Below are 22131 nucleotides of genomic sequence, written 5' to 3'. Positions count from 1 at the left end.
GACGCACCCTAGCGTGGCGCCGGCGGGTCCCGCGGCGCAGACTGGGAACATGAGCGAATTTCCGGTCATCTTCCGCGGCTACGACCGGGCCCGTGTCGACGCGTTCGTGGCGTCCACGACAGCGGCGCTGGAGTCCGGCGACCCGACCCGGCGGGCCGAGGCGGCGGCCGCGGCGAACGCCGTCAGCTTCCCGTCCGCCTCGTGGCGCGGCTACGACAAGGCCGCCGTCGACCACTACCTGCGCCGCATCGGCAAGGGCCGCCCGGACGACCGCGCGTAACGCCGCTCCGAGACGCTGTTAGGAGACGCTGTCAGGAGACGCCCACGGGCTCGCGGCGCCGCGTGGGCGCCGGCGGCTTCGGCGCGGTCCGCCGGTTCGGCAGCGCGAGCCGGAACACCTTCGCCCACGCGGAGGCGACCTGCTTCGGCAGCGGACCGCTCGTGTACGACAGGCCGTACCGCTGGAACAGGTCCTGGATCTTCGGGGCGATCTCCTGGTAGCGGTTGCTGGGCAGGTCCGGGAACAGGTGGTGCTCGATCTGGAACGACAGGTTGCCGGTCATGAGGTGCATCAGCCGCCCGCCGGAGATGTTCGCCGAGCCGAGCATCTGGCGCAGGTACCACTCGCCGCGGGTCTCGCCCTCGATCGACGACTTCTCGAACGTCTCGACGCCCTTCGGGAAGTGCCCGCACATGATGACGGAGTGCGTCCACAGGTTGCGGATCAGGTTCGCGACCGCGTTCGCCGCGATCGTGTGCAGGAACGACGGCCCCGACAGCAGCGGGTGCAGCACGTAGTCCTTCGCCACCTGGCGCCCGATCTTGCGCAGCACCTGCCGGACGCCGGCCCTGAACTGCGGGCTGCGACGGCGTTCCTTCGTCGACAGGTTCCGGCCGAGCTCCAGGTCGTACGCGGCGATGCCGTACTCGAAGAAGCACGCGTTGACGAAGTTCCACAGCGGCTGGCCCAGGTGGACCGGGTGCCACCGCTGGTCCTCGTCGACGCGCATGATCCCGTAGCCGAGGTCGTTGTCGCGGCCGATGACGTTCGTGTACGTGTGGTGCAGCTCGTTGTGGGAGTGTTTCCACTGCTCCGACGGTGACGCGTTGTCCCACTCCCACGTCGTCGAGTGGATCTTCGGGTCGCGCATCCAGTCCCACTGGCCGTGCATGACGTTGTGGCCGATCTCCATGTTCTCGAGGATCTTCGCCACCGACAGGCCGGCCGTGCCGACCAGCCACGCCGGCGGCAGGATCGAGAACAGCAGCACGCCGCGGCTGCCGAGCTCCAGCCAGCGCTGGACCTTGATGACCCGCCGGATGTACGCCGCGTCGCGCTCGCCCCGGCTGCTGATGACCTCGTCGCGGATCGCGTCGAGCTCGCGGCCGATCGCCTCGATGTCCTGCGGCGTCAGGTGGCCGACGGGGTTGACGGGCTTGCGCTGCAACGTGGTCACGTTCGGCGGGGTCCTCTCAGCGGTGGGCCGGGGTGGAGTTCGTGATTCGGCCGGCGGGGTCGGCGGCGGTCTCGTGCTTCGGGGCCGGTGGTTCTTCTTGCTTCGGGCCGGTCGGGGTCGGCGCCGGTATCAGGCTTCGAGCCGGCAGGGGCCGGCGGCGGCGGAGATGCACGTCTGGACGAGGACGTTGTCGCCCTCGGTGGCGGTGGTGACCCGGCCGTCGCGCAGGTCCCTGACGGCGCCCTCGCGCAGCGGCAGCACGCAGCCGAAGCAGATGCCCATCCGGCAGCCGGACGGCATCAGGACCCCGGCGGCCTCGCCGGCCTCCAGCAGCGGCGTGCCCGGGCCGGCCTCGACGACCTTGCCGGACCGCTGGAACGTCACCGTGCCCCCGTCGCCGTCCGCGGCGACGATCGCGGGCCGGAACCGCTCGACGTGGAGCTCCCGCCGGCCCGTCCAGTACCGCGTCAGCTCGTCGAGCATGTCGTTGGGCCCGCAGGCCCACGTGTCGCGCTCCGCGAGGTCCGGGACGAGCGCCTCGAGGTCGGTGGGGGAGAGGCGGCCGTCGGCGCGGGTGTGCCGCTCGACCAGCCTGACCCTGCCGTCGCGGGCGAGCCCCCGCAGCTCGTCGCCGAAGAGGACGTCGTGTCGTGTCGGCGCGGAGTGTACGAGTACCGCATCCGCCAGCCGGGTGGAGCGCAACATGCCCATCACCGGGGTGAGACCGCTGCCGGCCGTGACGAACAGGACCTTCGCCGCCGTGTCCGCGCCGGTGAACTCGCCGGTGGGGCGCTCCAGGCCGAGCAGCATGCCGGGGTGGGCACGGTCGATCAGGTGGCGGCTGACCGCGCCGCCGGCGACCGCGGTCACCGTGACCGTCACCAGCCCGTCGGGCCGGTCGGGCGCGCTGGTCAGCGAGTACGCCCGCCACAGCCGCACCCCGTCGACGTCCACGCCGAGCCGCAGGTACTGCCCGGGCTCGTGCCGCCGCCAGCCGCGCCCCGGGCGCAGCGTGAGGGTGACCGCCCGCTCCGTCTCCCGGTGGACCGCGACGACCTTCGCCCGCAGCACGTCGGCGTTGCGCAGCGGCGCGATCACGTCGAGGTAGTCGGCCGGCACCAGCGGCGTCGTCAGGAGCTCGACGACCCGCCAGGCACCGGCGCGCAGGGCTTGAGCAGCGGCCATGGCTCCAGCATGAGGGGATGTTCAGGATAAAATCATGACCGGTCCGCGTGAATCGAGGCGTGATTCTTGTTCCCTGAAGACAAAACCAGCGCGCTCGGCGCCTTCCGGTTGCAGGCCGGCGTCACCGAGTCACTCCGCCACGCCCTGCCGGAGGTCGCCGGTCACGCCGTGGCCGCCATCGTCCAGGAGGTTCCCGCGTACGCGGGAGCCCTCACCGGCGAGATGGGCACGAAGATCGAGCTGGCGGTCCGCGCCGCGCTCGGCGGCTTCCTCAACCTCGCCTCCCGCAAGACCGGCCCCTCACCCATGGCCGCGTCCCTCGAGGGCGCGTACGCGCTCGGCCGGGGCGAGGCCCGCTCCGGCCGCAGCCTCGACGCGCTCCTCGCCGCCTACCGGGTCGGCGCCAGGGTCGCATGGCGGGAGCTCGCCGCCGTCACCGTCGGCGCCGGCATGGCGGCACCGGCCCTCGCACGCTTCGCCGAGCTGACCTTCGCCTACATCGACGAGCTGTCCGCGGCGAGCGTCACCGGCCACTCCGACGAGCTCGCGACCTCCGGCCGCGCCCGTCGCCGCGCCCTGGACCGCCTCGCGCAGAGCCTCCTGGTGGGCGAGCCCGCCCAGGCCGTCGCCGCGGCCGCGACCGCCGCCGAGGCCGCCGACTGGACCGCGCCGCAGACCCTGACCGCGGTCCTGCTCCCGGACAGCGGCATCCGCGCCGCCCGGCCCGTCGTCGACCTGCTCGACCCGCGGACCCTGCAGACCACCGTCGAGCACCTCCGCGACACGTCGGTCCTGCTCGTCCCCGACGCGCACGGCGCCGCCCGCGGCCACCTGCTGCGCCTCGTGGCCCCGCACGGCGCCGTCACCGGCCCGCCCGTGCCGTGGTCCCTGGCCCGCCACTCGTTCGAGCGCGCCGTCCGCGTGTCCCGGCTCTTCCCGGGCGCCGCCCCCGTCGACACCGAGGAGCACCTGGTCGACCTCGTCGTCACCGCCGACCCCCGCGCTTTGGCCGACCTGCGCGAACAGGCCCTGGCCCCGCTCGCCGGCGAGCGCGAGTCCACCGTCACGAAGCTCGTCGAGACCCTGCGCAGCTGGCTGCTGCACCAGGGCCGCCGCGACGACGTGGCCGCCGACCTCTTCGTCCACCCGCAGACCGTCCGCTACCGCGTGGCCAAGCTCCGCGAGCTGTACGGCGACCGCCTCCGCGACCCCGAGTGGCTCCTCCTGCTGACCGTCGCCCTCGGCACCCCCACCGTCACTCCCTGACACCATCGCCGCTGCGCGTTTGCGCCGCCCCCAGCAGCACGCACTACACTCGGTGGCGCGGCGGTCGACATTTTCGCTGTCCGATTTTTTTGCCTGAGTTACGGTGTGTTGAAAGCCGTGCGCCACCGCCGCCGCCCCTCCGTGTGGTCGTCGCCGCCCGACGCCTGCCGTCCTCCGCCGACCTCGAAACCGCCGCAAAACCCGGGGTCGCGCGGTCACGGCACCGTCGTGGGGTCGCGTGCGCGGTCACGCCCGTGGGCGTCCGTGGGGTCCGTGGGGTCGCGTGTGTGGTCACGGCACCGCCGCCCCGGCGGCGTGCTTGCCGCGGCGGCGTGCTTGCCCCGGCGGCGTGCTTGCCGCGGGGTCAGTGCTGCGGGTGCCAGTCGCCGAGGTAGGCGTCGATGGTGGCCCCGGCGGCCTGGGCCGGGGTCAGCTGGGGGCGGTCGGCGGTGATCCCGGCGCCGGGGCCGCGGTTGTGGAACTCGGCGTAGCGGGCGTCGCGCCAGGACCAGGTGCCGAAGTCGGTCCACGGGGCGGCGGCGACGTGCGCGCCGAGGGTCGAGTCGCGGATGACGGTCTGGGCGACCGCGGCCGGGTCGTTGCTCGGGTGCCACGGGCGGCCCAGGAAGACCGTGCCGGCGGGGGCGTCGCTGGTCAGCTTGCTGTTGACGATCAGGAAGCCGAACGGGTTGGCGATCGACGTGCTCGCGGCGGTCACGTAGCCGTTGTTGGTGGTCGAGCCGCGGTTCAGGGAGCGGATCTCGCAGCGGTCGAAGACGGTGGTGGCGCGGCCGAAGATGAAGTCGACGTCGCCCTCGATGTAGCACTTGCGCAGGTAGACGCGGCTGATGGTGGCGGCGTCGGGGGTGTTGACGTACAGGGTGTCCTGGTTGCCGAGGAAGCGGACGTTGTCGAAGGCGACGCGGTCGGCGCGGGTGAGGACGGCGACGGCCTGCTTCGAGGTGATCTCGGGGTGGGCGGCTTCGTCGAAGTCGTTGGCGAAGGTCAGGTTGCGGGCGGAGAAGCCGGCGCCGGAGATGGTGACCGACGCGCTGCCCGAGGTGCCCCACGTGCCGCCGTCCGGGCGGGGGGTGCCGTTGGCACGGTCGTCGACGATCACCACCTGGGTGGGGTCGGCGCCCTGGCCGCGCAGCACGATGTCAGGCTTGTCGGCGGGGATGATCACCTGGCCGCGGTAGACGCCGGGCCTGACCTTGATGGTGAACGGCCCGGGGTTCCCGGACGGCACGGCGTCCACGGCGGCCTGGATGCTGGTGTGGTCGCCCGAGCCGTCGGCGGCGACCGTCAGGTGCGGGCCCGGCCACGCGCCGGCGGGTGACGCGGCGAGACCGGCGGTGGCGCTGCCGGCGACCGCGCCGAGCGCGGCGGTGAGCAGGGTTCGGCGGGAGGTCATCCATCGAGCTTTGCAAACGTTTGCTGCCCCTGGCAAGACCCGAGGCACTCAGGAATGCGCTTTCATAACGGGTTTTCATGAAGGGCGGGCGCCGTCATAGCGCAGGAGGATGGTCCGTCGCGGGATTACCCGCCGGTAGCGGGGTGGCTCCAGACTGGCCTGGCATTTATCGATGCCAATATGAGGAGCCCGCCATGCACCACCTCAGACGGCTCGCCCTGGTCGTCGTCGCGGCGCTCGCCGTGACGTTCGGCGGCGGCCAGGTCACGCCCGCGCTCGCGGCCAACCCGTACGAGCGCGGCCCCGCACCCACCGTCGCCTCCATCGAGGCCACCCGCGGGTCGTTCGCCATCGGCCAGACCACGGTGGCGCGCGGTAGCGTCACCGGGTTCGGCGGCGGCACCATCTACTACCCGACCAGCACGACCGCCGGCACCTTCGGCGCCGTCGCGATCTCACCCGGCTACACCGCGTCGCAGTCCAGCGTCGCCTGGCTCGGCCCGCGCCTCGCCTCGCAGGGCTTCGTCATCATCACCATCGACACCCTGTCCGCCCTGGAACAGCCGGCCAGTCGCGGCCGCCAGCTGCTCGCCGCGCTGGACTACCTGACCGGCAGCAGCTCCGTGCGCACGCGCATCGACGTGAGCCGGCTCGGCGTCATGGGCCACTCCATGGGTGGCGGCGGCAGCCTCGCCGCGGCCACGACCCGGCCCGCGCTGCAGGCCGCCATCCCGCTCACACCCTGGAACACCACGAAGACCTGGTCGTCGGTGCAGGTCCCGACGCTCATCATCGGCGCCGAGAACGACAGCGTCGCGCCGGTCGCCTCGCACGCCGAGCCGTTCTACACGAGCCTGCCGGCGAGCCTCGACAAGGCGTACCTGGAGCTCAACAACGCCTCGCACTCGGCGCCCACGTCCAGCAACGTGACGGTCGCGAAGTACAGCATCTCCTGGCTCAAGCGGTTCGTCGACAACGACACCCGCTACGAGCAGTTCCTGTGCCCCAAGCCGTCCGGGTCGGCGATCGAGGAGTACCGCGACACCTGCCCGCACTCGGGCTGACGAATTCCGTCCGTCAGTACACAAGCAGGACCCGCCGGGAGGGGGGAAACATTCCCGGCGGGTCCGTCCTGTCACGGCACTTCTACGGCAGCGTCACCCGCTGCGCGTTGGTCCCGTTGCAGTCCCAGATCTGCATCTGGGTTCCGTCGGTGGTACTGCCCGACGGGTCGTCCAGGCAGCGCCCCGACTGCGGGTTGCGCAGCGCCTGGCTGGCGGACACGTACGTCCACTGCTGCGCCCCGGTGCCGTTGCAGTCCCACAGCTGGACCTTGGTCCCGTTGGCGGTGCCGCTGGCGCTGACGTCGAGGCACTTGCCCAGCGCGCGGACGGTCCCGTCGCCGGGCAGGGTCCACTTCTGGGCGGCGGTGCCGTTGCACGTCCAGATCTGGACCTTGGTGCCGTTGGCGGTGGCGCCGGCGTTGACGTCCACGCACTTGCCCACGCCGGTGAGGGTGAGCGGCCCACCCGTACCGCCGCCGCCTCCGCCACTGGAGATCAGGAAGCGGTTGTTGGCGGTGTTCCAGTGCGTCGCCAGGTAGGACCCGGCGGGCGGGTTGGTGTTGAAGTAGTCGTTCTTGTTGCAGTCCAGACGGTTGTCCTGGGCCTGGTCGGTGCAGACGATCCGCATGACCGTGCCGGGCCCGTCGTTGTAGCACATGATGTCGTAGTCGTCGGTGCAGTGGCCGTACGCGGTGTGGTTCGGCGACGAACTCATCACCGCGCCCATCGCGTGGGTCAGCTCGTGCGCGGCCGGACCCGCCGACCAGCAGCCCGAGTCGACCCGGCTGAACGAGGCGCCGGAGTTGTTGGCGTTGTCCTGCCCCGGCCGGTCGTCGAGGGTGACGTACGCGACGCCGCACAGCGCGGTGGCGTCCACGTACATCAGGTACTTGCGGTCGGTGCGGTTGAAGCCGAGGGCCTTGATCGCGTTGACCGAGTTGCCGAAGTCGCTGAGCGCGCTGTTGGCGATCGCGACGTTCGTGACCGTGATGTTGCAGCTGCTGTCGGTGACGAACCGGACGTGCCGGGTCCCGCCGGTCTGCGCGGCGGAGGCGCTGTAGATGTCGTCGACCTGGGAGGACCAGGTGCGGATCGACGCGAGGTACTGGTTGTAGCGGTCGGCGTTGCCGGAGCCGCGCACGTACAGGACCTCCACGCGGTTGCCGGACACGCCGTCGCCGTCGCAGACGACGCTGAGCGGGTTGACCGCGAGCCCCGTCAGCGGCGGCACCGACTTGGACACGTCGAGGCCCTGGAACGGCGCGTCGGGGCCGTGCGTGCAGGCGCCCGGCACGGCCTTGACCTCGAGCAGGCCGGCGCAGCGGCCGGTGCCTGCCTTGAACCCGCCGTAGACGAGACCCCGGCCGGGGTCGTCGGCGGGCATCTTGAACGTCGCGGTTTCGCCGGCGTCGGCGACCGCGGTGTGGGCTCCGAGCCCCGCCGCGACCAGCACGAGTGCGGCGGCGGCGAGCAGGAGGCGGTGCGGATGGATGGAACGTCTCATGACTACTCCCGGTGGCGGCCGGTTCGTGACATCGTGACATCGATGTCACAGGTTTGTAGCCAGTGTCGTCCTCACTGTCACTTAGGTCAATATGTGCGGATCTCCGTCCCGGGATCTCAGGAGGTCAGGGCCGCCGCGAGCCGCACCGTGCCGGTCTCGTCGAGGTGCGCGACACGCCCCTTGCCGGCGGTCTTCGCCGCGTACATCGCGGCGTCCGCGTCGTGCAGCAGCTCGTCGATCCCGGCGTGCCCGCGCCAGCCCGCGACCCCGATGCTCGCCTGCGGCAGCAGCGCCGCCCCGGCGGTGCCGGTCGCTCCCAGCACCGCGTTCGGGACCGGCTCCTGGATCGCCGCGAGGAGCCGGCCCGCGACGTTCACGGCGTCGCCCGCGGCGTCCATGCCGTCCAGCACCACCGCGAACTCGTCGCCGCCGAGCCGGGCGGCCGTGTCGGCGCCGCGGATGCCGTCCCGGAGCCGCTGCGCGACCGCGACCAGGAGCTGGTCGCCGGCCGCGTGCCCGTAGGTGTCGTTGACCTGCTTGAAACCGTCCAGGTCGATGAGCAGCACCGCGACCGGGCTGCCACGGCGGGCCCGGGCGAGGGCGTGGCCGAGGTGCTCGCGCAGCAGCGACCGGTTCGCCAGCCCCGTGAGGTTGTCGTGGAACGCCTGATAGTGCAGGTCGGCGGCGTGCTCGGCGTTGACCAGGCCGAGGGACGTCTGCGCGGCGAGGGTCGCGAGCGACGGGCGCACCTCGGCGGACCCGTTGCCGACCAGGAGGTCACCGAAGTGCTGCTTGTCGGAGCGCAGCGGGATCCGGACGCCGCCACCCTCCGCCGCCGGCGGCACCGGGCCGGTCAGGAGCTCCACCGGTACAGGACCGGCGGCGGTCACCACGAGGTCGTCGACGACGGTGACGGCCCACCCGCCGGGGATGCGGTCGAGCAGCTCGACCGCCGCCTCCGCGCTCAGCCGCAGGATCGTCTCCCGGTCCTGCGTGGTCGCGAGCGTCGAGCCGAGCCGGGCGAACACCCGCTCCCGGGCCGCGGCCCGCTCCTGGCGCCGGGTCGACTCCGCGACCGCCGCCGTGAACAGCGCCAGCGGCGGCACCCCGGGCGCCTGCTGGAGGAACTGCGCGACGTGCGACGGCTCCGTCAACGCCACCCCGGCGACCGCGGCGGCGAAGACGAGCACCGTGAACGTGAGCACGTGCCGCCACGTGCCGTACAGGCCGCGGAACGACACGAACACGAACAGCAGCCCCAGCGTCGCCACCCAGTCCCGCATGCCGAGACCGATCGCAAGCAGGGCCAGGGCCTCGAACGGGATCATCCACGCGGGGAACGTGCCCAGCCGGTACTGGCGCAACCACCACCCGGCGAGCGCGACCGCGGCCACGGCGGCGGCGACCCGCGCCGTGACCGGCCCCGTGCCGTGACCCAGCACCCGGGGCAGCACGGTGACGAGGTTGAAGACTCCGAAGATCACGAAGAGCCAGCGGATCCGCCCGCCGAGCTGCTTCGGCGGCGCGAGCCGTCGGAGATTCATACCCCCCTCATCGGCAGATCTTCGGTCGACGTGAGCGGTGACGGACCGCTACCCTGTCCGCACGCGATACCGCTCAGCTCGGCACCACTCCGGCCGAACAAGACGTCGGCCGGGAAACACCGGCACAGGACGAGGCGGTGAGGTCAGGCGTTGGACGAGCCGGAGCGGCGCGCTGACACGCTGGCCGACGGTCTCCGTCGGCTGCTGCTGCTCTACGCCCCGCTCTTCGCCGTCGCCGTCGGCTTCGCCGGCTACCGCGTGCTCGGGTACAGCGGCATGACGATCCTCGGGTGGCTGCCCGGGGCGCTGTCCCTCGCCGTCGCCTCCTGGTTCCTGTTCCAGGCGTCCCGCCTCGACCGGCTCGCCCCCGCCGGCCGGCGCTTCTGGCGGCTCATGGGCATCGCCGCGCTGCTCATCGCGCCCGCCACGAAACCCCTGACCGAGGCGAGCCTCGGCGGCCGCAAGTCAGGGCCCGTCCTCGCCGGCGCCGTGCTGCTGCTCAGCATCGCGCTGCTGCTGGTGCTGTGGGGGCTGCTCCGGCTGCCGACCCGCAGCCGAAGTCGCGGCGACTGGCTGCGCCTCGGCCTCGACGCCGCGACCGTCCTGGTGTGCTCGGCGACGTTCCTGTGGCAGTTCGTGCTCGAGCCGATCTCCGACGCACGCGCCGACCTGCCACGCGCCCTTGGGCTGCTGGTGCTGAGCCTGCTGTGCCTGCTCGCCGTCCTCGCCGTCGTGAAGCTCATCCTCGTCGGCACCGACGCCGTCGACATGCTCGCGCTGCAGTCCCTCGCCGGCGTCGTCGTGCTCGGCGCGGTCGGGTCCGCGCTCGTGCCCGTGCTGCAGAACGACCGGCTCGCCGGCGTCTCCGACATCATCACCACCGCCGAGGGCACGATGGTCGGCCTCGCCGGGGTCGTGCAGCTACGCCGCGTCCGGCCGGCGACCGTGGTCCGCCGGCGGCGCCGCCCGTACAGCATCCTGCCCTACTTCGCGGTCGTCGGCGTCTACCTGCTGCTCGTCGCGAACAGCGGCGACGGCCCCGTCCTCGCCGGCGCGGTCGCCGCGACCGCCACCGTCGTGCTGCGGCAGCTGCTCGCGTTCCGGGACAACGACGCGCTGCTCGGCACCGTCCGCGAGCACCAGCGGCTCCTGCACGAGCAGGCGACCCACGACGCGCTCACCGGCCTGCCGAACCGGTCCCTGTTCAACGACACCCTCGACGAGGCCTTCCACGGCGCCGCGATCCTGGTCGACCTCGACGACTTCAAGACCGTCAACGACACCCTCGGCCACCACGTCGGCGACGGCCTGCTCGTCGAGGTCGGCCGCCGGCTGCGCGCCGCCGTGCGCCCCGGCGACCTCGTGGCCCGCCTCGGCGGCGACGAGTTCGCGGTCCTGCTGCCACTCGCCGACGAGGCCGCCGCCGGTGAGGTCGCCGAACGGATCCTGGCCGAGCTCGCCAACCCCGTCACAACACACGGCCACCTGCTGACCGTGAACGCCAGCGTCGGCGTCGCGCAGCGCCCCGCTTCCGACGACCCCCAGCTGCTGCTCCGCCACGCGGACATCGCCATGTACGCCGCGAAACAGGCCGGCAAGGGGCAGTTCGCCCGGTACAGCCCGTCGCTGGCCGGCCTGCTCGCCACCCCGGCCCAGCGCGCCGACGAACTCCGCGCCGCGATCAACGCGGGCCGCGTCGAGCTCACCCACGAGCCGATCGCCCGCCTCACCGACGGCGCCGAGGTCGAACGCCGCCTCAGCGCCCGCTGGCCCTCCGTCGACGTCGCCGACCTGACCGTGCCCCTGGTCCGCTGGCTGCTCACCGAGGCGTGCCGCGTGACACCCCCGGGCCGCCCGTTCACCGTCGACGTGAGTCGCTCGGCGCTGCTCGCCCCCGGTTTCCCGCACGACGTCGCCGGCATCCTGGCCGCCGCGGCCGTCGCCCCCGCCAGCCTCACCCTGGCCGTGCCGGCCGCTCTCGCGGGCGAGGACACCGGCGAGGGTACGGGGGTCCGCGGCGCGCTGCAGGAGCTCCGCGCGATCGGCGTCGGCCTGGCCCTGGACCACACCGGCACCGCACACGCCCGCCTCGACCTGCTGGTCTCGTTGCCGTTCACACGCCTGGTGCTGGACGCCGCCCTGTTCCCGACTGCCGGCCCAGTCCCCGCGACCGCTCCCTTCTCCCCGGACGGCCGCTTCGCTGCGAATGCCTCTTTCCCGGCGGACGGCCGCTTCGCTGCGAATGCCCCCTTTCCCGCAGACGGCCGCTTCGCCGCTGATGCTCCCTTTCGAGCAGATCACCCCTTTTCTCCGGATAGCCCCTTCTCCGCGGACGACCTCGAACGCCGCCGCGATGCCCTCGTCGACGCCGTGGCCCGACTGGTCGCTGCAACGGGCGTAGAGACGGTGATCAGTGGCGTCAGCGACCCTGGCCAGGTGGCGCGCCTACGGCACCTCGGGTTCACGCTCGGCTCGGGCCCAGCCGTCACCGCGGTCGGCGACCTCCGCCTCTCGAGCCACTGACGCAGGCGCCTCGCGCCGGCGGTCGAGGCCATGCGGCGAGCGGAGGGGTACGCCCGTCGCGGCGGCCAGACGGGCCGCCGAAGCCACTCGGGCCCGGCCTGCACCACCCCCGAGCCCGGCCTGGCACTGCCGCGCCCGCCCGTGTCCGGAACCGCCGGCCTCGCCCGTGTCCGGAGACTGCCGCGCCTGCCCGAGTCCGGCCAGCCTGCCCGCTGCCGCTGTCACCCGAGCCGCCGGCCTGAAACCACCCAGGTCACTGCCTCGAAGTCACCCACGCGCAGAGTCCGAGCCGACCGGGCCGCCGGCCTGGAGTCGCTCAAGCCCGGCCCGAAGTCACCCGAGCCGCTGATCGAGGCCGCAGCTCGGGCTGCTGCCTCGGCGCCCTCCAAGGGCCGCCGACCCGCGGAACCTCCCGGCGCCTGCCGGAAGTCTCTTTGCGCCATTGATCCGGAGCTCTCCCGGCTGCTGGCCCGACCACTCCGGAACCCTCCCGAGCCGCTGGCCCGACCGCGGGCCCGACCCGACCGCGGGCCCGACCCGAACGCGGGCCCGACCCGAACGCGGGCCCGACCCGAACGCGGGCCCGACCCGAACGCGGGGTCGCGATGTCGCGCGCGCGTGGCCCGCGCGGGCGTCGCGGGCGCGGGCGTCGCGGGCGCGGGCGTCGCGGGCGCGGGCGACCGGGCGGCTGGGTGGTGCGGGGGAGGCCTTGCTGCAAGCTGCTGCGACCACCCCATGGCGGAGGACGGCCGGAGGTTCTCGGTGGCGGCGTTCCTTCTTCAACACCGTAACGCATGCCTGCAAATCGTGACTACGGCGAGGAATGAGTCACGTGCGGAACGTGGCGGGCCAGTACAGGCGCCGCAAGCAGACGCGAACAGTCACCGGCAGTCACAAGAGAGCGCTCTCCAGTGATCGGCGCAGTGGGGGGAGGGTAATGGGCAGGTCGGAGGCATCACGCTTCGTACGGATCGAAAAATAAGTGGCGCGCGGGGTGGCTGACCTCTTGACAGGGCCGCTCGATCGGGCAACCCTCGTCCTTGGAGAGCGCTCTCCCACCCCGACTCCGGAGCCGCCGTTCACGGTCCCGGAGTGACACACCCCCCGGATGGCCGGACCGAGCACCACCGTACCCCTACGGTGGCGCTGCCGGCTGCCGCCCGCCCTGAAACCGGGAGCAATTGATGCTGACCGCCGCACGACCGGCGCGCCGCCGCCGCCGGAATCTGATCATCGCGTCCGCCGCCGCCATGCTCATGCTGGCGACGTACGCGGTGACCACGACCTTGACGGCCTCCGCGGCCGACACCCTCCTCTCGCAAGGCAAGACCGCGCTGTCGTCGTCCGACGAGAACGGCGGCACCCCCGCCTCCGCCGCGTTCGACGGCAACACGACCGGCACCCGCTGGTCGTCGGCCGCGTCCGACCCGCAGTGGCTGCGTGTCGACCTGGGTCAGACCGCGACGATCACGCAGATCAAGCTGTACTGGGAGACCGCGTACGCGACGGCGTTCAAGCTGCAGACCTCACCGGACGGCAACACCTGGACCGACATCAAGTCGGTGACCGGGGCGACCGGCGGCGCGCAGACCTACGACGTCACCGGCTCCGGCCGGTACGTGCGGATGTACGGCACCGCCCGCGCCACCGGCTACGGCTACTCGCTGTGGGAGTTCCAGGTCTACGGATCGTTCGGCGGCACCAACCCCGGCACCTGCAACACGACGGCCAACGCCGCGCAGGGCAAGCCCGCCACGGCGTCGAGCGCCGAGAACACGGGCGCCAACGCCGCCGGCGCGGCCGTGGACGGCAACACCGGCACCCGCTGGTCCAGCCAGTTCAGCGACCCGCAGTGGCTGGCCGTCGACCTCGGCAGCAGCCAGTCGATCTGCCAGGTGACGATCAACTGGGAGGCCGCGTACGGCAAGGACTTCCAGATCCAGACGTCGCCGGACGGCAACACGTACACCACGATCAAGACCGTGACCGGCGGCACCGGCGGCATCCAGACCCTCGACGTGACCGGCACCGGTCGCTTCGTCCGGGTGTACGGCACCGCCCGCGCGACCGGCTACGGCTACTCGATCTGGGAGTTCATCGTCCGGACCGGCACCGGCCCGACGTCGAACACGCCGTCGCAGCCGACGTCCCCGTCCCCGTCGACGACCCCGTCGACGTCCACCGGCCCGATCCAGGGCGGCGGCGACCTCGGCGCCAACGTGATCGTCTTCGACCCGTCGCAGTCCAGCGCGACGATCCAGGCGAAGCTCGACCAGGTCTTCACGCAGCAGGAGACCGCGCAGTTCGGCCCCGGCCGCATCCAGTTCCTGTTCAAGCCCGGCACGTACAGCGGCCTCAACGCCCAGATCGGTTTCTACACCTCGATCAACGGCCTCGGCCAGAACCCGCAGGACGTCCGGATCAACGGTGACATCACCGTCGACGCCGGCTGGTTCGGGGGCAACGCGACGCAGAACTTCTGGCGCTCGGCGGAGAACCTGTCCGTGTACCCGGTCAACGGCATCGACCGGTGGGCCGTCGCGCAGGCCGCCCCGTTCCGCCGCATGGACATCCACGGCGGCATGACCCTCGCGTCGCCGAACTGCGGCTGGGCGTCCGGCGGCTACATCGCCGACTCCCGCGTCACGGGCAACATCAACCCCTGCTCGCAGCAGCAGTGGTTCACCCGTGACAGCACGATCGGCAGCTGGAACGGCTCGGTCTGGAACATGGTGTTCTCCGGCGTGCAGGGCGCCCCGGCGAACAGCTTCCCGAACCCGCCGTACACCACGATCAACCAGAGCCCGATCACGCAGGAGAAGCCGTACCTGTACATGGACGCCTCCGGCGCGTACCGGGTGTTCGTGCCGTCGCTGCGCACCAACAGCAGCGGCGCCACCTGGATCAACGGCCAGACCCCGGGCACCTCGCTCGCGCTGACCCAGTTCTACGTCGCCAAGCCGGGCGTCACGGCCGCGACCCTCAACGCCGCCGTCGCGCAGGGCCTCAACCTGCTCTTCACCCCCGGCGTGTACCACCTGAACAGCACCGTCAACATCAACCGCGCCAACACCGTGGTCCTCGGCCTCGGGTACGCCACGATCGTCGCGGACAACGGCGCCCTGCCGATGGCCATCGGCGACGTCGACGGGGTCAAGATCGCCAGTCTGCTCTTCGACGCCGGCCCGACGAACTCCCCGGCGCTGCTGCAGGTCGGCCCGAACGGCGCCAGTGGCAACCACGCCACCGCCCCGAACCTCATCTCCGACGTGTTCCTGCGCGTCGGCGGCGCGGGCGCGGCCAAGGCGAGCGCGGCCCTGATCGTCAACAACAACAACACGATCATCGACCACATCTGGGCGTGGCGCGCGGACCACGGCGACGGCGCGGGCTGGACCTCCAACCCGTCCGACAACGGCCTCATCGTCAACGGCCAGAACGTCCTCGCCTACGGCCTGTTCGTCGAGCACTTCAACAAGTACAACGTGGTCTGGAACGGCAACGGCGGCCGCACGATCTTCTTCCAGAACGAGCTGCCGTACGACCCGCCGTCGGCCGCCGCCTGGTCCCACGACGGGATCGTCGGCTACGCCGCCTACAAGGTCGGCGCCAACGTCACCAGCCACGAGGGCTGGGGCATGGGCAGCTACTGCGTGTTCACCACGGACTCGTCGATCGCCGCCTACCACTCGTTCGAAGTGCCCAACACCCCGAACGTGAAGTTCCACAACATCATGACCGTGTCTCTGGGCAAGGGCTCCATCACCCACGTCATCAACGACACGGGCGCCCCCGCCCTCCCGTCCGCGGTGACCCCGTCCAACGTGATCAGCTACCCCTGATCACGACCTGAGAACAAGCAGGACCGGCTCCCGTTCGGGGGAGCCGGCCCTCGCTCGTTGCGGAGGTGGTGCGACGGGTGGATGTGGCCGGTGAGGCCGCCGTTCCGCTCGACCTGCGACCAAGCCCGGAAGCTTGTCGTGATCGAGTCATGACAGCCGGTAGCGTTGTTGACCATGGAGCGGGGCCTGACAGGTGCGCGGTGGTGGGAGGTTCCACCGCTGTCGCAGGTCAGCTTCCTGGACGGCGCCGATCCGGAGCTGCTTGCCGTCGACCTCGACCCGCTGCCCGGCGGCGCGCCGGCGGTGGCCCAGTTCCGCCCGGGCGGCGCGCTCACCGATCCCGTCGCGGTGATCCTCGCCGAGCTCGATCGTGCCGCCATGGCCTTGTTTCCGGTGTGGCTACCGGGCGCGGAGCGCCTGGAAGGCCCGCAAGGCCACGGTGCCGCCGCGGTGCGCGCCCTCGCAGCCGAGGTCGCGGCCAGGTCCCGCACCTTCGGACCGTTCCTCGCCGACCTTGCCGAACGCGCGCTGCGTGGCCGTTCCGGTGACCAGCCGCGCTTCGCTGCCGAGGTCCGCGCCGCCGGCCTCGCCCGCGTCTTCGCCGACACCTACGGCCGGGACGGCGCCGCGCTCCTTGTCCACGTCCCGGCTGGCCTCGACCCGCCGGCGCAGGCCGCGCTCACCCAGGCCGCGGAGTGGTTCGCCCGCCACGGCCGGTTCGGTGTGTGGCTCGCCGGGGCGCCGCTGCCCGCCGTTGACCGGATCCGGCATGTGCGGTTCGCGCTGCCGCCGCGCCTGTCCGAGCTTGCTGCGGCTGCGGCGCTGGTCGAGCGGCACCACGAACCCGGCAGACCGGAGCCGATGCTGACGTTTCCGCCGTTGTCCGGGCGGCCGCGCAGCGACAGCACTGCCGAGACGGCCCTGGAGCGTGCACTCGCCCCGCACGCCTGGGCCGCCGGCCGGCGCTGGAACCACACATACGAAGGGCATCTGCTCGGCCAGCTCTACCGGCTCGATCTGTTCTGGCCAGACGACGGGGTCGTCGTCGAGGTCGACGGCCCCGAGCACCGGCAGCCGCCGCGCTTCGCCGATGACCGGCAGCGCGACGTGCACCTGCAGCTCCTCGGCCACGATGTCCTGCGGTTCACCAACGACCAGGTCCTGGCCGACGTCGGCGCCGTGGTCGCCAAGCTCCGTCAACTGCTGAACCTACGCCGGTCCGTCAAGGAGAGAATCGCCCATGCCGAACACTGAGGACGTCCCCGCACTCACCGGAAACCAGCTTCTGGCCTTGGTCGTGCTGATGGCCGAGGCGCGTTCGCTGAACAACACCGAGCTCAAGGAGCTGGCCGGCTTCGCGCTCACCGGGGCCGACAACCAGAAACTCGTCAGCCTCGGCCTGGTCGACACCGACCGGACCCAGCGGCCGTTCGCGCATGACCTGACGGAGCGTGGCTGGGCGGTCGTCCAGCAGGTGCGGACGCCGCCCGCCAGGAGCGGCTCGGCCGTCAGATCGCTCGTCACGCTGCTGAGCAACATCGACAGGGCGCTGCGCGGCCGCACCAGCCATGCGATGTTCTTCACCCGGACCGCTCCGGCCGGAGTGGAGTTGGAGCCCGTCGCGCCGCAAGATGATGACCTTGAGACGCGTGTGCGGCTGGCGTACGACAAGCGCACCCCCGCGCCCGGTGAGTGGGTCAGCCTCGCCGACATCCGCGACAGCCTCAGCGGGGTGGAGCGCTCCACGCTCGACGCCACATTGCGGGTCATGGCGCGGCAGCGTGACGTCCGCATCATCCCGATGGCGAACGTGAAGGCGCTCGACGACCGGGAGCGGGCGGCGGCACTGCACATCGGCGACGAACCGAACCACGTGCTGTCGATCGGTGCGGCATGATCACCGCCGACGAGCGCCGTGCCTTGGAGGCGCTGGACTTCAACCCGGCGCCGACCCCGGACGATGTGTGGCGGCCGTCCCCCTACGACGTGCCGGAGTTGCACGCGGAGGCCGCCGGCCGGATCCTCCGCGGGGTCAACAAGGCACGGACCGGCGACGACGCGAGCCCGGTCGGGGTGGCCGTCCAGGGGCGTTCGGGCTCGGGCAAGACGCACCTGCTCGGCGCGCTCCGTGAGAAGATCCAGCGTGACGGAGGCTTCTTCTTCCTGGTCGGCCTTGCCAACGGCAAGACCTTCTGGGAGAGCACGGCCCTGTGCATGATCGAAGGGCTTGGGCGCGACGCCATCGGCTTCACCACCCAGCTCAAGACGTTTCTGTACTGGCTCACTCCGCGCCTGGAACTCCCCGGGGAGCTGAGGCAGGTCATCGCCGGTGACGGCGACCTGACCCGGGCACACCTGGACGCTTTCGCGGCAGGGCTGCGCCGCCTCGACTGGCGCGTCGGGCAGGAGTGCCAGGACACCGCGCGGGCGCTCGTGCTCTGGGCGTCACGTGACTTCGAGGCGCAGGATGTCGGCTACGCCCACCTCATCTCCATGCAGGGCGATCTCAGCGGACGGCACGCGTGGGGGCTGTCGCCGGCGGTTCGCGAACCGCGGGACATCGTGCGTGACATCTCCCGTCTCACGGCGCTCACCCTCGCCCCGACCGTGATCGCGTTCGACCAGATCGACACGATCTTCGCGCAGAGCGCCGCGTCGCTCACGAAACCGGACCGTGGGGTTGAGGAGGAGCTGTCGCTGGTGTTCGGGCCGATGGCCGACGGCCTGCTGATGCTGCGGGACATCACCCAGCGGACGTTGACGGTGGTGTCGTGCCTGCCGGACACCTGGGAGATGCTCCGCAGATGCGCGCCGATGCCGGTGCTCGACCGGTTCACGCCCACGACGCTGCCCGACATGATCGACAGACCGGACCTCGGCGAGGCGATCATCACGAAGCGGTTCGCCGTCAAGTACGCCGAGCAGCGGTTCGTCCCGCCGTATCCGACGTGGCCGATCCGGCCGCAGGCGTTCACCGATGCCCTTTACCTCACGCCCCGCAAGCTGCTGAACGCCGTCGACCGGCACGTCCAGTCGTGCCTGGACCGTGACGAGGTCACCGAACTGGACCGGCTCATCGGCGGCGCCGAACCCGTCGGGGGCAGGCCCGTGCCGAAACCGGTCGGCGAGTCAGCGCTGGAGACACTCGACGCGCTTTTCGCCGCCCTGGTCGCGCAGGCCGACTGCAGCGGAGTTCTCGAGCCGCAGACGGAGAACGCGGAGGTTCCCCGGTTGCTCGCCGCCGGAATCGCGTCGTGGATCGACGAGCAGGCGCCGACCGGCATCGTGTACAAGCAGGATCCGCTGCCGTCGGCGACGCCGGCGCTGCACGCGCGGCTCATTCAGGTCCTCGACGAGGCGACCGAGAACGAGGCGCACTGGGCGTTCCGGGCGGTGGCCAGCAAGCAGGCGAACGCCGTCATCAGCCGGGTCAAGGCGGCCTGCACGATGGCGGGTCTCGACGTCGCGGTCCCGCAACGGCGGCTCGTGTTGCTGCGCAACGGCCCCTGGCCCACCGGTCCCGTGACCACCGGGATCATCAAGGAATTCCGGGCGGCAGGCGGCGTCGTGCACCCGCTGACGTCCGAGGACCTGAGGGTCTTCTCCGCCCTGCAGGAGTTGCGCGCCATACCACGCCCCGATCTGCAGGAGTGGCTCGCGTCCCGCCGGCATGCGAGCCGGACGAAGCTGTTCACCGCACTTCTGGAGGCTCCGGCGTCCGACCCGGGACCGCCCGTCGTTGTCGCAACGGCGCCCGCAACGATGTCCGAGCCCGCTCCGACATCGACGCCGCAGCCCGGTCCGGATGCCGCGGCCGTCTCGATCGGGCTGGGCAAGACCGCCGACGGGCATCGGGCGTTCCGGGTGGATCTGGAGTCGCTGCGCCGGCACACCGTCATCTTCGCGGGATCGGGATCCGGCAAGACGGTCCTCATCCGGCGTCTGGTGGAGGAATGCGCCCGCAAGGGGGTGTCGGCAATCGTCCTCGACCCGAACAACGATCTCGCCCGACTCGGCGACCCGTGGCCGGAGCCGCCCGCCGGGTGGGGGCCGGGCGACGTGGCCCGGGCCCGGGATTACCTGGAACACACCGAGGTCGTCGTCTGGACGCCACGGGTCAGCGCCGGACGGCCGCTCGCCTTCCAGCCGCTGCCCGACTTCACCTCGGTGCGGAACTCGCCGGACGAGTTCGACGCAGCGATCGAGGCCGCGGTCGCGGCACTCGTGCCGCGGGCTGGTGTCGCCGGGCCTTCGAAGGTCGCCCAGCAGGGCAGGGCGGTGCTGACGGAGGCGTTGCGGGCGTATGCGAAGAGCGGCGCAGCCGGGCTGCGCGGCTTCACCGACTTCCTGGCTGAGCTGCCGGCGGGCGTGAGCCAGATGGCGAAGAGCGAGAAGCTCGCGCTCGACGCGGCCGAGACGTTGAAAGCGGCGATGGTGACCGACCCGCTCTTCGGTGGCCAGGGCGTCGCGGCGGATCCTGGGACGCTGCTGACCCCGCCGACGGGCATGCGGGCCCGGGTCTCGGTCATCAACCTTGCCGGGCTCAACTCGGATGAGCAGCGGCAGAGCTTCGTCAACCAGTTGCAGATGGCGCTGTTCGCGTGGATCAAACGGCACCCGGCGGGGGACCGGCCGCTCGGTGGGCTGTTCGTCATGGACGAGGCGCAGACCCTCGCGCCGTCGTCGGGCAGCACCCCGTGCACGGCGAGCACGATCGCCCTGGCGTCGCAGGCTCGCAAGTACGGGCTCGGTCTCGTCTTCGCGACGCAGGCGCCGAAGGGGCTGCACAACCAGATCTCGGGCAACGCGACGACACAGTTCTTCGGGCTGCTGAACTCGCCGGCGCAGATCGACGCGGCCCGCGAGCTCGCCCTGGCCAAGGGCGGCCGGCTGCCGGACATCGGCCTGCTGGGCAGCGGCGAGTTCTACGCCGCGGGAGAGGGGTTCTCGTTCGTGAAAGTGAGGACACCGCTGTGTCTGTCCCACCACCCGAAGGCACCCCTCTCCCCGGAGGAGGTCGTCGCCCGGGCGTCAGGCGTGTGAGACGGTCAGGGCGTAGAACTTGACCTTCGCGCCGTTGGTGGTGCTGTCGGAGGAGGACTGGTTGTAGGAGCCGGCCTTGAAGTACATGCCGTACTGGTTGAACGACGACGGGATCGGGTAGCTGGTGGTGCTGCCGTTGACGGTCAGGTTGATCCGGTTGCCGCCGGAGATGGCGATGACGTAGGACCACTTGACGCCGAGCGGGACGTTGCCGACGAGGTGCAGGGTCTGGCCGCCGTCGGGGGAGTTCTCGGTGCCGAGGTAGACGTCGCCGTTGGGGCGGTAGTACAGCTCCAGCAGCGGCTTCGTCGACGGGCCGCCGGTGCCGAGGTGGACCTGGCCGACGCAGACGTTCTTCGTCACGTTCGGGATGCGCAGGGTCGCGCTCATGCGGTGTGACCCGGCGAGGCGCCAGTCCGCGGCGGTGCCGTTCGCGTTCATCTCGCGCAGCTCGGAGCGGGCGTAGTTGGAGTTCGGGGTGGTGACGCCCTTCTCCGGGGCCCAGAAGGTCATCGAGCCGTCGTTCTTGTCGGTGAAGAAGTACGCCGGGTTCGTGTATCCGTTCGGGCCGCGCAGCTGCGACGACGGGATGGTCGTGGGTGCGCCGGGGGAGCCGACGGGCAGCTGCAGCTGCCAGATCGACAGGTCGAAGTTGCCGCCGGGCGCGACCGCGGGGTTCAGGCCGCCGGAGGGCGGCGGCGCGGTGCCGCCGGGCAGGGTCCACGTCTGGTTGGCGGCGCCGGTGCACGTCCAGATCTGCAGCCGGGTGCCGTTCGCCGAGCTCTGCCCGGTCGCGTCGAGGCACTTGCCGGAGCCGGCGTTGACCAGGGTGCCGTTCGAGGCGGTCCACTGCTGCGCCCCGGTGCCGTTGCAGTCGTACAGCTGGATGAGCGCGCCGTTCGCGGTCGACGCGGCGGTCACGTCGAGGCACTTGCCGAGCGCCTTGATGGTCGTGCCGTCGACGGTCCAGGTCTGGGCGGCGGTGCCGTTGCAGTCGTAGAGCTGGACCGCGGTGCCGTTGGCGGGGCTGGCTGCGGCCACGTCCACGCACTTGCCGCCGAGTCCCGTGATGGGGCCTGCGGTGGCGGCGTTGGCGTCGGTACCGCCGAATGCCACGGCGACGACCGCGGTGCTGGCCGCCAGCAGGGCGGCGCCGGCGAGGGTGGGTCTCTTCATGGGGTGTCCTTGCGGGGCGGGGGATTAGGCAAAGTAGTTAACAATAAACATTCCTATCAATGCCTTGTCAATGAACCGGTGTCGCGCATGTTGACGAACCGTCAGCCATCTGA

14 protein-coding genes are annotated in these 22131 nt (G+C 71.7%); 8 read left to right on the top strand and 6 right to left on the bottom strand.

What is annotated here, in order from left to right:
- The first annotated feature begins 49 nt into the window (after positions 1-49).
- The gene (locus tag ACQEVZ_RS58225) at positions 50-280 is read left to right on the top strand and encodes a DivIVA domain-containing protein (protein ID WP_344504540.1); all 231 of its coding nucleotides are present in this window, start codon (positions 50-52) and stop codon (positions 278-280) included.
- 31 nt (positions 281-311) lie between these two features.
- Here the strand turns inward: ACQEVZ_RS58225 and ACQEVZ_RS58220 are convergent, their stop codons facing one another.
- Together ACQEVZ_RS58220 and ACQEVZ_RS58215 are read right to left on the bottom strand one after the other, a co-directional pair.
- Positions 312-1457, bottom strand: a complete 1146-nt coding sequence (locus ACQEVZ_RS58220) for a fatty acid desaturase family protein (RefSeq protein ID WP_433385275.1) — start codon at positions 1455-1457, stop codon at positions 312-314.
- A gap of 129 nt (positions 1458-1586) precedes the next feature.
- Entirely contained in the window at positions 1587-2642 is a 1056-nt protein-coding gene (locus tag ACQEVZ_RS58215) for a ferredoxin reductase (RefSeq protein WP_433385272.1), read from the bottom strand.
- A 66-nt stretch (positions 2643-2708) separates the two neighbouring features.
- Between ACQEVZ_RS58215 and ACQEVZ_RS58210 the strand changes: the two genes are divergently transcribed.
- The gene (locus tag ACQEVZ_RS58210; RefSeq protein WP_354903425.1) at positions 2709-3908 is read left to right on the top strand and encodes a PucR family transcriptional regulator; all 1200 of its coding nucleotides are present in this window, start codon (positions 2709-2711) and stop codon (positions 3906-3908) included.
- Positions 3909-4272: 364 nt separating this feature from the next.
- On the opposite strand, the gene ACQEVZ_RS58205 is transcribed toward ACQEVZ_RS58210, so the two are convergent.
- The gene (locus ACQEVZ_RS58205) at positions 4273-5322 is read right to left on the bottom strand and encodes a pectinesterase family protein (RefSeq protein ID WP_433385268.1); all 1050 of its coding nucleotides are present in this window, start codon (positions 5320-5322) and stop codon (positions 4273-4275) included.
- Positions 5323-5516: 194 nt separating this feature from the next.
- On the opposite strand from ACQEVZ_RS58205, the gene ACQEVZ_RS58200 reads away from it, so the two are divergent.
- On the top strand, positions 5517-6386 hold the full coding sequence (locus tag ACQEVZ_RS58200; RefSeq protein WP_433385265.1) for a dienelactone hydrolase family protein: 870 nt from the start codon (positions 5517-5519) through the stop codon (positions 6384-6386).
- Positions 6387-6468: 82 nt separating this feature from the next.
- Here ACQEVZ_RS58200 and ACQEVZ_RS58195 read toward each other — a convergent pair whose 3' ends face one another.
- The gene (locus tag ACQEVZ_RS58195) at positions 6469-7890 is read right to left on the bottom strand and encodes a ricin-type beta-trefoil lectin domain protein (RefSeq protein ID WP_433385262.1); all 1422 of its coding nucleotides are present in this window, start codon (positions 7888-7890) and stop codon (positions 6469-6471) included.
- 116 nt (positions 7891-8006) lie between these two features.
- Positions 8007-9434, bottom strand: coding sequence for a diguanylate cyclase domain-containing protein (locus ACQEVZ_RS58190; RefSeq protein WP_433385259.1), 1428 nt, complete (start codon positions 9432-9434; stop codon positions 8007-8009).
- A 150-nt stretch (positions 9435-9584) separates the two neighbouring features.
- Here ACQEVZ_RS58190 and ACQEVZ_RS58185 point away from each other — a divergent pair, with 150 nt between their 5' ends.
- From ACQEVZ_RS58185 to ACQEVZ_RS58165, 5 genes are all read left to right on the top strand, one after another.
- Entirely contained in the window at positions 9585-11957 is a 2373-nt protein-coding gene (locus tag ACQEVZ_RS58185) for a diguanylate cyclase domain-containing protein (RefSeq protein ID WP_433385256.1), read from the top strand.
- 1184 nt (positions 11958-13141) lie between these two features.
- Positions 13142-15799: a discoidin domain-containing protein gene (locus tag ACQEVZ_RS58180; RefSeq protein ID WP_354903418.1), complete on the top strand. Its 2658-nt coding sequence runs from the start codon at positions 13142-13144 to the stop codon at positions 15797-15799.
- 174 nt (positions 15800-15973) lie between these two features.
- Positions 15974-17053, top strand: a complete 1080-nt coding sequence (locus ACQEVZ_RS58175) for an endonuclease domain-containing protein (RefSeq protein ID WP_433385252.1) — start codon at positions 15974-15976, stop codon at positions 17051-17053.
- Positions 17040-17696 carry a hypothetical protein gene (locus ACQEVZ_RS58170; protein WP_433385249.1) on the top strand — a complete coding sequence of 219 codons (657 nt, stop codon included), beginning with the start codon at positions 17040-17042 and terminating at the stop codon, positions 17694-17696. The genes ACQEVZ_RS58175 and ACQEVZ_RS58170 overlap by 14 nt, the downstream gene beginning before the upstream one ends.
- The gene (locus ACQEVZ_RS58165; RefSeq protein ID WP_433385246.1) at positions 17693-20842 is read left to right on the top strand and encodes an ATP-binding protein; all 3150 of its coding nucleotides are present in this window, start codon (positions 17693-17695) and stop codon (positions 20840-20842) included. The genes ACQEVZ_RS58170 and ACQEVZ_RS58165 overlap by 4 nt, the downstream gene beginning before the upstream one ends.
- On the opposite strand, the gene ACQEVZ_RS58160 is transcribed toward ACQEVZ_RS58165, so the two are convergent.
- Positions 20831-22018, bottom strand: a complete 1188-nt coding sequence (locus ACQEVZ_RS58160) for a polysaccharide lyase family 7 protein (RefSeq protein ID WP_433385243.1) — start codon at positions 22016-22018, stop codon at positions 20831-20833. The two genes, ACQEVZ_RS58165 and ACQEVZ_RS58160, sit on opposite strands and share 12 nt — an antisense overlap.
- Positions 22019-22131: the final 113 nt, after the last annotated feature.

It is taken from the genome of Dactylosporangium sp. CA-152071 (assembly GCF_050936335.1).
Lineage (GTDB): Bacteria > Actinomycetota > Actinomycetes > Mycobacteriales > Micromonosporaceae > Dactylosporangium > Dactylosporangium maewongense.
The sequence above is the reverse complement of the archived record's forward strand: the minus strand, read 5'-3'. Positions and strand labels throughout refer to the sequence as shown.

Excerpts from the sequence above, each read along its gene's own strand:
- ACQEVZ_RS58225 (WP_344504540.1), top strand. The coding sequence starts at position 50 with ATGAGCGAATTTCCGGTCATCTTCCGCGGCTACGACCGGGCCCGTGTC.
- ACQEVZ_RS58170 (WP_433385249.1), top strand. The coding sequence starts at position 17,040 with ATGCCGAACACTGAGGACGTCCCCGCACTCACCGGAAACCAGCTTCTG.
- ACQEVZ_RS58200 (WP_433385265.1), top strand. The coding sequence starts at position 5,517 with ATGCACCACCTCAGACGGCTCGCCCTGGTCGTCGTCGCGGCGCTCGCC.
- ACQEVZ_RS58160 (WP_433385243.1), bottom strand. The coding sequence starts at position 22,018 with ATGAAGAGACCCACCCTCGCCGGCGCCGCCCTGCTGGCGGCCAGCACC.
- ACQEVZ_RS58190 (WP_433385259.1), bottom strand. The coding sequence starts at position 9,434 with ATGAATCTCCGACGGCTCGCGCCGCCGAAGCAGCTCGGCGGGCGGATC.
- ACQEVZ_RS58175 (WP_433385252.1), top strand. The coding sequence starts at position 15,974 with ATGGAGCGGGGCCTGACAGGTGCGCGGTGGTGGGAGGTTCCACCGCTG.
- ACQEVZ_RS58215 (WP_433385272.1), bottom strand. The coding sequence starts at position 2,642 with ATGGCCGCTGCTCAAGCCCTGCGCGCCGGTGCCTGGCGGGTCGTCGAG.
- ACQEVZ_RS58205 (WP_433385268.1), bottom strand. The coding sequence starts at position 5,322 with ATGACCTCCCGCCGAACCCTGCTCACCGCCGCGCTCGGCGCGGTCGCC.
- ACQEVZ_RS58195 (WP_433385262.1), bottom strand. The coding sequence starts at position 7,890 with ATGAGACGTTCCATCCATCCGCACCGCCTCCTGCTCGCCGCCGCCGCA.
- ACQEVZ_RS58180 (WP_354903418.1), top strand. The coding sequence starts at position 13,142 with ATGCTGACCGCCGCACGACCGGCGCGCCGCCGCCGCCGGAATCTGATC.
- ACQEVZ_RS58165 (WP_433385246.1), top strand. The coding sequence starts at position 17,693 with ATGATCACCGCCGACGAGCGCCGTGCCTTGGAGGCGCTGGACTTCAAC.